A 12,576-nucleotide genomic window follows, 5' to 3' on the forward strand; every position below is an offset into this window, starting at 1 on the left:
GCAAATCAGGCGCGCAGTCTCACAACGTCATTGCGAGGAGCGAAGCGACGAAGCAATCCATACTTGCTTTTGAAGAATGGATTGCTTCGCTTCGCTCGCAATGACAGCTACCAGAATCCCGGCAGCGCGCGGTCGAGCAATGGCCCGATCCGCACCGGCGCGACGCGCGTGGCAAGACCTGTCGCGTCGTCGGTTTCCACCGCCACACCGCTCAGGGTCGCGGTGCCGTCCGCAGCCTCGAACCGTCCCGCAGGATAACCGCGCAGGAAACGTCCGAGCGGTTCGTCCTTCTGCATGCCGATGACGGAGTCATAATCGCCCGTCATGCCGGCATCAGTCATGTAGGCCGTGCCCGCGGGCAGAATCCGATGATCGGAGGTCGGCACATGGGTGTGGGTGCCGACCACAAGACTGGCCCGGCCATCGCAGAAATAGCCGATCGCCTGCTTCTCGCTCGACGCTTCGCCATGAAAATCGACCAGCACGGCATCCGCGGCCTCGCGCAGCGGACAAGCATTCAGTTCGCGATCCAGAATCGTGAACGGATCGTCGAACGGCTGCATGAAGACGCGGCCGATGGCATTGATCACCAGCGCGCGCTTGCCGCTTTTCGTGTCGACCAGCGCGGCCCCGCGTCCCGGCGTGCCCGGCGGAAAATTCGCCGGGCGGATCAGGCGCGGCGCGCGCTCGATGAACACCAGCGCCTCGCGCTGATCCCATGAATGATTGCCGAGCGTAATCGCATCCGCGCCGGCTTCCAGCAATTCGTGATAGATCGCCTCGGTGATGCCGAAACCGCCGGCGGAATTCTCTCCATTCACGACAACGAGATCGAGATTCCAGTCGCGGATCAGGCCCGGCAGCGTCTCGGTCACGGCCGCGCGGCCGCTCCGTCCCACCACATCGCCGACAAAAAGAATGCGCAATTTATAAACTCCGAAGATCAATCAGCTCGCGTTCGGTTAGCACACAATCGAGCTGTTCGTCGTGCGGAAGTCGCGGCACGGTTTCGATTTCCTGCACCGCAAACGCGAGGCCGATCACTGTCACCTTCTTTGCGGCGCGGAGATTTTGCAGCGTGCGGTCATAGTAGCCGCGGCCATAGCCGATGCGATGTCCCGCGCGGTCGAACGCCGCGAGCGGCACCAGCACGATGTCGGGATCGACTTCATCGGCGTCGGACGACGGCTGGAAGATCCCGAGCGGCCCGCGCACCAGTCCTTCATCGGGCTGCCACGCACGAAAGATCAGCGCGTGATCGCGCGCGATGATCACCGGCAGCGCCAGCGTAGCGCCCTTGAGCGCAAAGGCGCGCATCAGCGGAAACGGATCGAGTTCGCTGTGGATCGGGGAATAGCCCGCGACGATGGTGCCCGGCGGCAATTCGAGGGGAAGCGTGCGCGCCGCGACGATCATGGCGGCCCCCGCACGCGATTCCGGGGATAGCGCATCGCGCTGCGCCAGCGCGCCGCGCCGGAAATCATCCTTCAGATTTGCGAGGAAGCGATTTCCATCCACGGGCGGAGATTCCTGCCGCCCTTGCCGAGGGCCGGAGCGAAAAGAAAGTGCGAAGCCACGATGGCCGTTGAAACACTCGATCCCGGAGCACCTACGAAAGTAGGTGGGCACCATGTGATCGGGTCCACGGACCCGGCCAGGGACAGTTCCCTAAAGGATCGATAAGGCCCCGGGGATATTATGGTTTCTGACGCGCGACGCAGCCTCGCCGGACCAATGTAGTCATGATCGCGCCCAAGCGCCAGCGCCGAACGCGCTCATCACCCGAGCGCGATGCCGTTGCGGGCCGGGCGATTCAGCGCCTGCGTCATTTTCTCGATGCGCTCGGAGGCCGAATTCAGCGCATTGGCCACGGCGGATTGCGTCGCGCGGGCGCGGTCGGCGGCCACAACGCGAACGTCACGCAGCGCGTTGATCTCTTCCTCAAGCGCGCGAATCCGCTGGCCTGCATCGACCAGTTCGTCAGCGACGGTGAGTGCGGCCATCACGGTCAGGCGGCCGTCGCCGATCTCGCCGAACTTGCCGCGCAGGTTGGCGATGCGCGCTTCGAGGCTTTCCGCAAGGCGCAGCAGCCGGTTTTCCTGCCCGGCCTCGCACGCCATGCGGTACTGGCGGCCATTGATGGTCACGTTGATGTGGCTCATGAGGCCTCTCCCGACTCAAGCACTGAGCGGATGGTATCGATGGCGACATCGAGACGCTCTGCGATCTCGCGGTTGGTTCGCTCCAGCGCACGCGAGCGCACCAGCGTTCCATCGAGTTCATTGGCAAGCCGGGAGCGATCCGCGCCGAGCGACTGGATCCGCGCGCCGAGATCGTCGTCGATCCGGTCGGCTTCCCGGCGCCGTTCCACCGCGCTTTCCAGCGCATCGAGCGCCGCCGCCAGCCGCTTGGTGGCGAGTTCGATCTCGCTCGGGCCGCTCGGCGCGGGCTCGGAACTGGCAAATCCGTTGGCGGTGCGGTCGGTCATCACGGAACGGCAGCCTTTGTCGTCTGGCCGGCGGTGCAAAACTGGCGGGCCGGCAAGCAGTTAGGCGGGTAAATTTACGGCCAGGGCGAGCCCCGCGCAACGCTGCGGGGAAGCTATGCACACAAAGCGAAAACGCCATGGCGAAAACAGGCTGAAAACAGCCTAATGCCCTTGGACTCAAGGGTTTCGCGATGCTATCCACCCTGCGAAAGCTCCTCCGGCCGTGGCATTTTTGAGACACGCGCCCACTTCCCACACCGAATGTCAGGCAAATCTCCCATGACTGTGCGTGTCGATCCCTCCCGTATGGCCAATGCGATTCGCGCACTCGCCATGGATGCCGTCGAAAAGGCGAAATCGGGCCATCCCGGCCTGCCCATGGGCGCGGCCGATGTGGCCACCGTGCTGTTCACACAGTTCCTCAAGTTCGACGCCAGCGACCCCACCTGGCCGGACCGCGACCGCTTCGTGCTCTCCGCCGGCCACGGCTCGATGCTGCTCTATGCGCTGCTGTATCTGACCGGCAACCCGACGATGACCATCGACCAGATCAAGAATTTCCGTCAGCTCGGCTCGCTGACGCCGGGTCATCCGGAAAACTTCGTCACGCCGGGCATCGAGACCACCACGGGTCCGCTGGGTCAGGGCATTGCCACCGCGGTCGGCATGGCGCTGGCAGAGCGCCACATGGCCGCGGAATTCGGCGGCGACCTGGTCGATCACCACACCTACGTGCTCGCCTCCGACGGCGACCTGATGGAAGGCATCAGCCAGGAAGCCATCGCCTTCGCCGGACATCTCAGGCTCAACAAGCTGATCGTGCTGTTCGACGACAACGGCATTTCCATCGACGGCGCGATTTCGCTGTCGGATTCGGTCGATCAGGTGAAGCGTTTTGAATCCGCCGGCTGGGCTGCGGAGCGCATCGACGGCCACGATCCCAAGGCGATTGCCGACGCATTGACCCGCGCGCAAAAATCCGACCGTCCGAGCCTGATCGCGTGCAAGACCGTGATCGGCTTCGGCGCGCCGAACAAGGCCGGTTCTGAAAAGTCGCACGGCTCGCCGCTCGGTGCGGACGAAATCGCCGGCGCGCGCAAGAACCTGAAATGGGATGCCGCTCCGTTTGAAGTGCCGCAGGATATTCTCGACGCCTGGCGCGCGGCGGGCTCACGCGGCAAAGATGCGCACACCGCATGGACCAAAACCCTCGGCACCAAGGACGCCTCTGCGCGCGCCGAATTCGAGCGCCGCATGAAGGGCGACCTTCCCGCCAAGGCACTGGCCGAAGCCGTTGCCGGGATGAAGGCCGCGCTCGCGGCAAGCCCGAAGGACATCGCGACCCGCACCGCGTCCGAGCACGCGCTCGAGGTTCTCACCGCAGCGGTGCCGGAAATGATCGGCGGATCGGCAGACCTCACCGGCTCCAACAACACCCGCGTCAAGGGCATGGTTGCGATCTCCGCCAACAACTACGGCGGGCGTTACGTCAACTACGGCATCCGTGAACATGGCATGGCGGCGGCGATGAACGGGATGGCGCTGCATGGCGGCCTCATTCCGTATTCGGGCACGTTCCTTGTGTTCTCCGACTATCTGCGTCCGGCCTTGCGCCTCGCGGCGCTGATGGGCGAGCGCGTGATCCATGTTCTGACGCACGATTCGATCGGCCTGGGCGAAGACGGCCCGACCCATCAGCCGGTGGAACATCTGGCGGCGCTGCGCGCGATCCCGAACTGCAACACCTTCCGGCCCTGCGACACCGTCGAGACGCTGGAATGCTGGCAGCTCGCCCTCGAAGCGAAAGAGCGCCCGAGCGTGATGGCGCTGACCCGCCAGAACCTGCCGCAGCTTCGCCTGGCCAACGACGCCGACAACAAGTGCGCCAGCGGCGCCTACGAAATCTCCAAGGCGGACGGCGAGGCGAAGGTTTCAATCTTCGCGTCCGGCTCGGAAGTCTCGCTGGCGGTCGAGGCGCAGAAGCTGCTGGCCGCACGCGGCATTCCGACGCGGGTGGTCTCGGTGCCCTGCATGGACCTGTTGCTGGAGCTTCCCGCCGACAAGCGCGCCGCCATTATCGGCAAGGCGCCGGTGAAGGTCGCCGTCGAGGCCGCCATCCGACAGGGATGGGATGCCATCATCGGTTCGGACGGCATTTTCGTCGGCATGGACGGCTTTGGCGCCAGCGCCCCCTACAAGGACCTGTACCGGCACTTCGGAATCACCCCGGAAGCCGTCGCGGAGGCCGCGCAGGCCCGGCTTTAACCGCATTTCCATGCGAGCCGGGACCGGTTCGCATGGCAAGAATGCGCGAAATGAAGGCCTGGAGCCGGATGGCTCCCGGCGCGATAACCTTGGCCCAAGTTTGGGGATTCAAGTGATTGCATCAAAACGTCATTCGGGGCAAAAACCGCCTCGAAAATCGTCATTTCCGACCACATCGAGGAGAACTTGAGAATGGCAGTCCGTGTCGCGATCAATGGATTTGGCCGTATCGGCCGCAACGTCCTGCGGGCCATTTATGAATCCAAGCGCACGGACATCGAAGTCGTCGCCATCAACGACCTCGGCCCGGTGGAAACCAACGCCCACCTGCTGCGCTTCGACTCGGTGCACGGCCGCTTCCCCGGCGAGGTAAAGGTCGAGGGCGATTCCATCGATATCGGCAACGGCAAGATCAAGGTGACCGCAGTGCGCGATCCGGCCACCCTGCCCTGGAAGGACCTCGGCATCGACATCGCGCTGGAATGCACCGGCATTTTCAGCGCCAAGGCCAAGGCTTCGGCGCATCTGACCGCAGGCGCCAAGCGCGTGCTGGTCTCCGCGCCGTCCGACGGCGCTGACGCCACCATCGTCTACGGCGTCAACCACGACAAACTGAGCAAGGATCACCTCGTCGTCTCGAACGGCTCGTGCACCACGAACTGCCTCGCGCCGGTCGCCAAGGTGCTGAACGACACCGTCGGCATCGAGACCGGCTTCATGACAACGATCCACGCCTATACCGGCGACCAGCCGACCCTCGACACCATGCACAGCGATCTCTATCGCGGCCGTGCGGCGGCGCTGTCGATGATCCCGACCTCGACCGGCGCGGCCAAGGCCATCGGCCTCGTGCTGCCGGAACTGCAGGGCAAACTGGACGGCGTTGCGATCCGCGTGCCGACCCCGAACGTCTCGGTGGTCGACCTCAAGATCGTCGCCAAGAAGACCACCACCAAGGAAGAGATCAACGACGCGATGAAGCGCGCCGCATCGCAGGAGCTGAAGGGCATTCTCGGCACCACCAGCCATCCGAACGTGTCGATCGACTTCAACCACGACGCCCACTCCTCGACCTTCGCCTTCGACCAGACCAAGGTGCAGGGCGGCACCCTCGTGCGCGTGCTGTCGTGGTACGACAACGAGTGGGGCTTCTCGAACCGCATGGCGGACACCGCCGTGGCGATGAGCAAGCTGATCTAAAACAACGTCATCCAGAGGCGCGCCCGCGCGCCTCGAAGGATGATCTTGAACAGGCTCTCACCCTTCGAGGCTCGCATCGTTGATGCGAGCGCCTCGGGGTGACGATGGGGAAGAAACACAACCGCCATGTCCGGATTTCGCACTCTCGATGATGTCGACGTGAAGGGAAAGCGCGTGCTGCTGCGCGTCGATCTCAACGTGCCGATGGACAATGGCCGCGTGTCCGACACCACCCGTCTGCAGCGCATCGCCAAGACCATCATCGAACTGTCCAAGGCCGGCGGCAAGGTCATCATCCTTGCGCATTTCGGCCGCCCGAAGGGACCGGATCCGAAAGACTCGCTGAGGCCCGTCGCCACCGCGCTCGGTTATGTCGTGAAGCATCACGTCGATTTCGCGCCGGACTGCGTCGGCGACATCGCCGAGACAGCCGTCGCCGCGATGAAGGACGGCGAGATTCTCTGCCTCGAGAACACCCGCTTTCACGCCGGTGAAGAAAAGAACGATCCGGCATTTGTCGCGCAGCTTGCGAAGCTCGGCGACATCTGGGTCAACGACGCCTTCTCCTGCGCCCATCGCGCCCACGCCTCCACCGAAGGCCTCGGCCGGGTGCTGCCGGGCTATGCGGGCCGGACCATGGAGGCGGAACTCGACGCGCTCGGCAAGGCGCTGGAACAGCCGGTGCATCCGGTGATCGCGATTGTCGGCGGATCGAAGGTCTCGACAAAGATTGATCTTCTGGAAAATCTCGTCACCAAGGTCGATGCGCTGGTGATCGGCGGCGGCATGGCCAACACCTTCCTGCATGCGCAGGGCGTCGATGTCGGCAACTCGCTCTGCGAGAAGGACCTCGCCGCGACCGCGCTGCGCATTCTGGTGAAGGCGAATTCCACCAACTGCGCCATCATCCTGCCGGTGGACGCCGTGGTCGCCGAGAAATTCGAGGCCAACGCGCCGTCCCACGCCTATGGCCTCGACGCCATTCCGGCGAACGGCATGATTCTCGATGTCGGCCCGCAGTCGATCAAGCGGATCGACGCCGCGATTGATGACGCCGCCACGCTGGTGTGGAACGGCCCGCTCGGCGCATTTGAAATATCGCCATTCGACCGTGGCACGGTGCAGGCCGCGAAATACGCCGCCGCGCGCACCAGGGACGGCAAGCTGGTGTCTGTCGCCGGAGGCGGCGACACCGTTGCGGCACTCAACCACGCTGGCGTGGGCCGCGATTTCACCTACGTTTCGACCGCGGGCGGCGCCTTTCTGGAGTGGATGGAAGGGAAACCTTTGCCCGGCGTCGAAGTTTTGAGAGTACGCTAAATTTTAAACAGATCTGGCGCCTTTGGCGCTGCCTTCAAGACCGCGGAGAACACAACCCCATGGCTCGCATCACCTTGCGTCAATTGCTGGATCATGCCGCCGAACATAACTACGGCGTGCCGGCCTTCAACATCAACAACATGGAACAGGCGCTGGCCATCATGGAAGCCGCCAATGCCGTGGATGCGCCGGTGATCATCCAGGCCTCGCGTGGCGCGCGTTCCTATGCCAACGACGTCATGCTCAAGCACATGATGGACGCGGTGACGGAAATCTATCCGCACATTCCCGTCTGCGTGCATCTCGACCACGGCAACGAACCCGCCACCTGCATGACCGCGATCCAGGCCGGCTTCACCTCGGTCATGATGGACGGCTCGCTCAAGGCCGACGGCAAGACCCCCGGCGATTGGGACTACAATGTCGGCGTCACCAAGACCGTCACCACCATGGCGCATCTCGGCGGCATTTCGGTAGAAGGCGAACTCGGTGTGCTCGGCTCGCTGGAAAGCGGCGAAGGCGAGAAGGAAGACGGCCACGGCTTCGAGGGCAAGCTGTCGCATGACCAGCTTCTCACCAATCCTGATGAAGCCGTGAAATTCGTCAAGGAAACCCAGGTCGATGCACTGGCGATTGCGATGGGCACCTCGCACGGCGCCTACAAGTTCACCCGCAAGCCGGATGGCGACATCCTCGCCATGAACGTGATCGAGGAAATTCACCGCAAGCTGCCGAACACGCATCTGGTCATGCACGGCTCGTCGTCGGTGCCGCAGGACCTGCAGGACATCATCAACAAGTTCGGCGGCCAGATGAAGCCGACCTGGGGCGTGCCGGTCTCCGAAATTCAGCGCGGCATCAAGAACGGCGTGCGCAAGATCAACATTGACACCGACAACCGCATGGCGATGACCGGCCAGATCCGCAAGGTGTTGCAGGAACACCCGAGCGAGTTCGATCCGCGCAAATATCTCAAGCCCGCGATGGAAGCGATGACCAAGCTCTGCAAGCAGCGCCTGGAAGAATTCAATACCGCAGGTCAGGCCAGCAAGATCAAGAAGGTGCTGACGACCGCCCAGATGGCGCAGCGCTACGCCAAGGGCGAACTCGACCCGAAGATCGCCTGACGATCATCGAGAGGGCGGGACACGATCCCGCCCCTTTTTTGGCCGCAGTCCGGTGATCTGTTCCGCATTCACACGAGCATCACACCGCCATCATGGCCAACAAACCTCCCCCGCAGCGTCCCGCGCCTCGTCTCTATCTCGCAACGCCCGTCGTTGCCGATCCCGCGCAGCTTGTCGCCGAATTGCCCGCGCTGCTGGCGGCGGCGGATGTCGCCGCCGTCCTGCTGCGCCTTTCGCCCGGGGATGAGCGCAGCATCATCCAGCGCGCCAAGGCGCTCGCGCCGCCGGTTCAGGCCGCAGGCGCCGCCCTGCTGATCGACGGGCATTTCGCGCAGACGGCGCGCGCAGGCGCGGACGGCGCGAATGTCTATGGCATCGCGGCAATGCAGGAGGCGATGCCGTCGCTGAAGCCCGACCGCATTCTCGGCGTCGGCGGCCTTGTCACGCGGCATGATGCGATGGTGGCGGGCGAAGCGGGCGCAGACTACGTCCTGTTCGGCGAGCCGGATGCAAACGGCGAGCGTCCGTCTGCGGACGCCATTTGCGAGCGGCTGGACTGGTGGGCCGAACTGTTCGAGCCCCCTTGCGTAGGGTTCGCAACGACAGTTGAGGAAGCCCAGTTGTTCGCCGCCGCCGGCGCGGATTTCGTCCTGCTCGGTGATTTCATCTGGCAGGATTCGCGCGGCGCAAAGACCGCTCTGATCGAAGCCGGCAAGGCGGTCGCGCGCGGATTTGAAAAATCCGTTGCGCAAGCTGCTGTCACAGGAGAATAAAGCCGCGATGACCGCGCTTCGCCGCAGAGCATCACCCGCCGCCCGTGCAAGACTTCTTGCATCGGTGATGGCCGGTGTTGTCGCGCTGTCCGCGAATGCGTCGGCTCAGGGGCCGAATCCGTTTCCCGAGCCGATCAAGCCGGCGGAAAAGCCTGCGGCCAAATCACCGCCGAAAGCGGCGCCGAAACCGAAGACTGAAGCTGCGAAGCCCAAAAAGAACGAGCCGGCAAAAGCCGCGACGCCCGCGCCTGCTCCGGCTGCTGATGATCCGAACGTCGATCTTGCCTATGGTGCGTATCAGCAGGGCCTTTACCGGACCGCCTTCAACATCGCGTTGAAGCGCGCGCAGGAAACGGGCGACCCGAAATCCATGACCCTGCTCGGCGAGCTTTATTCCAATGCCCTCGGCATCAAGCGCGACGACGCCAAGGCGGCGGAATGGTACAAGCAGGCTGCCGACCGCGGCGACCGCGAGGCCATGTTCGCCCTCGGCATGATGAGGATCGCCGGACGCGCAGGCCCCGCCAACCGCGAGGAAGGCGCGCGCCTGCTGGCTTCATCCGCCAAACTTGGAAAGGCCGCCGCCGCCTACAACCTCGGGCTGCTCTATCTCGAAGGCCAGACATTCCCTCAGGACGTCAAGCGCGCCGCAGAACTGTTCCGGCAGGCAGCCACGGCAGGCAATCCCGAAGCGCAATACGCCCTCGCGACGCTTTACAAGGAAGGCCGCGGCGTCGAGAAGAATCTCACGGAGGCCGCGAAGCTGATGCGGCTGGCCGCGATGGTCGACAATCTCGATGCCGAAGTGGAATACGCCATCGCGCTGTACAACGGCACGGGCACACCAAAAGACGTCCCGACCGCCGTCGCCCTGCTGACGCGCGCCGCGCGGCAGAACAGTCCGATCGCGCAAAACCGCCTCGCCCGCATTCTGATCGAGGGAATGGGCGCACCGATGGACAAGATTCAGGGCTTCAAGTGGCACCTGATCGCGAAAACAGCCGGCAACGGCGATCCCGATCTCGACGCGCAGTTCGCAGAATTATCGCCGGTTGACCGGGCGAAGGCCGAAGACCTTGCCAAGAAGTGGTTCGGCACCAAGTAGCCGGATATCCTGCGCTGCTGGCAAAGCCCGATTTGACCATATTTATCAATGCGAAACCGGAGCCCCCGCTCCGCCCGAAAACGCCCCCAACGCCCTTGACGCGCCTGCGCTTTGACGCCAACCATCGCCCTTCAATCCTGTCCGTATCCGATCCGGCCCTTTGCCGATCCCACCAAGCCGAGACAATGCTTCAGTCAGCGCTCATCAATGTCATGGTCAAGGCCGCGCGCCGCGCAGGCCGCAGTCTCAAGCGCGATCTCGGCGAGATCGAGAACCTTCAGGTGTCGCTGAAGGGGCCGGCCAATTTCGTCTCGCTGGCCGACAAGCGCGCCGAGCAGATGCTTTATGACGACCTGATCAAGGCGCGGCCCGGCTATGGTTTCCTCGGCGAGGAAGGCGGCACACGCGAGGGCACCGACAAGTCGAACACATGGATCGTCGATCCGCTCGACGGCACGACGAATTTTCTTCACGGCATTCCGCAGTTTGCGATCTCGATTGCCCTGCAGCGCGAAGACACCATTGTGGCCGGCGTGATCTACAATCCGGCCAACGATGAACTCTACACGAGCGAGCGCGGCAAAGGCGCATTCCTCAACGACACGCGCCTGCGCGTCGCCGGGCGCAAGCAACTCAGCGAATGCGTCATCGCCTGTGGCCTGCCGCATATCGGACGCGGCGATCATGAACTGTCACGCCGCGAGATGACTGAGATGCAGAATCGCGTGGCGGGCCTGCGCCGCTTCGGCGCAGCGTCGCTCGATCTCGCCTTCGTCGCGGCAGGCCGTCTCGATGGCTACTGGGAGCGCAACCTGCAGCCGTGGGACATCGCGGCGGGATTGCTGATGGTGCGCGAGGCTGGCGGCGTCGTCAGTGGCATCGAGGGCGGCGACACCGCGATGGCCACCGGCCACGTGGTCTGTGGCAACGAGACGATCCAGCGCGAACTGGTGAAGATCCTCAAGCCGCTAGGCTAGACAGCAACAGTTAGCCATCATTGCGAGCGAAGCGAAGCAATCCATTCTTGGATAAAGCTGGATTGCCTCGTCGCTGCGCTCCTCGCAATGACGCGAAAGTGTCGCTCGACCCACCCTGAATTACCGGCGCCATGTCAGGGACCGGGCGGACGGCTTCTCGTTCTGCAATACCAGGTCATATCTGCGTCACAGCGCGCGGACTGAACGATGCAAGGCACCCGCCGGTTCCCCGACTGGGGTCAATGCACGATGATGTCTTTCTTCCCGCCGCCGCTGTGCCATATTGATGTCAACGATGTTCCACGGACAGGGATTGACGATCCGTCATGGCAAAGACTTCCAGCACAGCCGCCGACATCAGCGTCACAAAACTGTCGACGCCCCGCATCTTTCTGGTCCGGATGCTGGTGTTCCTGATCTTGTGCGGACTGGTCGGGTTCGTTCTTTACAAGCAGATATGGCAGGCCTTCCTCGCCAATCCCGGTCTCAACGCGCTGATCGGCGCGGTCCTTGCCATCGGCATCATTCTCGCATTCCGGCAGGTGATCCGGCTCTATCCGGAAATCTCGTGGATCAACAGTTTCCGCATTTCCGATCCCGGCCTTGCGGTCGACCGGCGCCCGGCGCTGCTGGCGCCGATGGCCGCGATGTTGAGCAATCGCTCGGGCCGCATGACCATCACGCAGCAGACCATGCGGCATCTGCTCGACTCCATCGCCACCCGCCTCGATGAAGCGCGCGACCTGTCGCGCTACATGACAGGTCTGCTGGTGTTCCTCGGCCTGCTCGGCACGTTCTGGGGCCTGATCGAGACTGTCGGCTCGGTGGGCAAGGTGATCGAGGGCCTGAAAGTCGGCGGCGATGCCGGTTCGGTGTTCGACGCCTTGAAGGAAGGCCTTGCCGCCCCGCTCGGCGGCATGGGCATTTCGTTCTCGTCCTCGCTGTTCGGCCTCGCCGGCTCGCTGATCCTTGGCTTCCTCGATCTGCAATCGAGCCAGGCGCAGAACCGGTTCTACACCGATCTCGAAGACTGGCTTGCGGAGACCGTGCAGGAATACGCCGGTGACAGCCATGGCGCGACCGGCGATCTCAGCCCCGCACTCGACAAGCTGCGCGCCGCCATGGAGGACATGGGATCGAACCGCGCCTCCACCACCGCGATGGCGAATCTTGCCGAAGCGATCCAGGGCCTCGTGCATCACATGCGCACCGAGCAGCAACTGATCCGCGAATGGGCCGACAGCCAGGGCGAGCAGAACAAGGAAATCAAGGCCCTGCTGGAGCGTCTCGCACGCCAGCCCGAGACCAATTGAACCGGAGA

The 12,576-nt window shown here is 63.7% G+C and carries 12 protein-coding genes and 1 other RNA gene; 8 read left to right on the forward strand and 5 right to left on the reverse strand.

Annotated features, from left to right (window positions below):
• Nucleotides 1-107: 107 nt before the first annotated feature.
• The 5 genes from HMPREF9696_RS12975 to HMPREF9696_RS12990 all read right to left on the reverse strand — a co-directional run bounded on the left by HMPREF9696_RS12975 (nt 108) and on the right by HMPREF9696_RS12990 (nt 2,488).
• Complete coding sequence (locus HMPREF9696_RS12975) at nt 108-926, reverse strand: TIGR00282 family metallophosphoesterase (protein WP_002713477.1); 819 nt, start codon at nt 924-926, stop codon at nt 108-110.
• 1 nt (nt 927) lies between these two features.
• Nucleotides 928-1,518 (reverse strand): 5-formyltetrahydrofolate cyclo-ligase, encoded by a 591-nt coding sequence (locus HMPREF9696_RS12980; RefSeq protein WP_002713478.1) that lies wholly within the window; start codon nt 1,516-1,518, stop codon nt 928-930.
• A 48-nt stretch (nt 1,519-1,566) separates the two neighbouring features.
• Nucleotides 1,567-1,727: non-coding RNA, 6S RNA (gene ssrS, locus HMPREF9696_RS21310), on the reverse strand.
• Between the two features lie 51 nt (nt 1,728-1,778).
• Entirely contained in the window at nt 1,779-2,162 is a 384-nt protein-coding gene (locus HMPREF9696_RS12985) for a cell division protein ZapA (protein WP_002713479.1), read from the reverse strand.
• Nucleotides 2,159-2,488 (reverse strand): DUF4164 domain-containing protein, encoded by a 330-nt coding sequence (locus tag HMPREF9696_RS12990; RefSeq protein ID WP_002713480.1) that lies wholly within the window; start codon nt 2,486-2,488, stop codon nt 2,159-2,161. The genes HMPREF9696_RS12985 and HMPREF9696_RS12990 overlap by 4 nt, the downstream gene beginning before the upstream one ends.
• A gap of 279 nt (nt 2,489-2,767) precedes the next feature.
• Here HMPREF9696_RS12990 and tkt point away from each other — a divergent pair, with 279 nt between their 5' ends.
• From tkt to HMPREF9696_RS13030, 8 genes are all read left to right on the forward strand, one after another.
• Nucleotides 2,768-4,753, forward strand: a complete 1,986-nt coding sequence (gene tkt, locus HMPREF9696_RS12995; RefSeq protein WP_002713481.1) for a transketolase — start codon at nt 2,768-2,770, stop codon at nt 4,751-4,753.
• A gap of 192 nt (nt 4,754-4,945) precedes the next feature.
• Nucleotides 4,946-5,953 carry a type I glyceraldehyde-3-phosphate dehydrogenase gene (gap, locus tag HMPREF9696_RS13000; protein ID WP_002713482.1) on the forward strand — a complete coding sequence of 336 codons (1,008 nt, stop codon included), beginning with the start codon at nt 4,946-4,948 and terminating at the stop codon, nt 5,951-5,953.
• Nucleotides 5,954-6,079: 126 nt separating this feature from the next.
• The gene (locus HMPREF9696_RS13005) at nt 6,080-7,273 is read left to right on the forward strand and encodes a phosphoglycerate kinase (RefSeq protein ID WP_002713483.1); all 1,194 of its coding nucleotides are present in this window, start codon (nt 6,080-6,082) and stop codon (nt 7,271-7,273) included.
• 59 nt (nt 7,274-7,332) lie between these two features.
• On the forward strand, nt 7,333-8,400 hold the full coding sequence (fba, locus tag HMPREF9696_RS13010) for a class II fructose-bisphosphate aldolase (protein ID WP_002713484.1): 1,068 nt from the start codon (nt 7,333-7,335) through the stop codon (nt 8,398-8,400).
• Nucleotides 8,401-8,492: 92 nt separating this feature from the next.
• The gene (locus HMPREF9696_RS13015) at nt 8,493-9,173 is read left to right on the forward strand and encodes a thiamine phosphate synthase (protein WP_002713485.1); all 681 of its coding nucleotides are present in this window, start codon (nt 8,493-8,495) and stop codon (nt 9,171-9,173) included.
• A 7-nt stretch (nt 9,174-9,180) separates the two neighbouring features.
• Nucleotides 9,181-10,278, forward strand: a complete 1,098-nt coding sequence (locus HMPREF9696_RS13020) for a tetratricopeptide repeat protein (RefSeq protein ID WP_040302028.1) — start codon at nt 9,181-9,183, stop codon at nt 10,276-10,278.
• 185 nt (nt 10,279-10,463) lie between these two features.
• Nucleotides 10,464-11,255, forward strand: a complete 792-nt coding sequence (locus HMPREF9696_RS13025) for an inositol monophosphatase family protein (RefSeq protein WP_002713487.1) — start codon at nt 10,464-10,466, stop codon at nt 11,253-11,255.
• A gap of 326 nt (nt 11,256-11,581) precedes the next feature.
• A complete protein-coding gene (locus tag HMPREF9696_RS13030; RefSeq protein ID WP_002713488.1) occupies nt 11,582-12,568 on the forward strand; it encodes a hypothetical protein in 987 nt (328 codons plus the stop codon).
• Nucleotides 12,569-12,576: the final 8 nt, after the last annotated feature.

The organism is Afipia clevelandensis ATCC 49720 (genome assembly GCF_000336555.1).
Taxonomy (GTDB): domain Bacteria; phylum Pseudomonadota; class Alphaproteobacteria; order Rhizobiales; family Xanthobacteraceae; genus Afipia; species Afipia clevelandensis.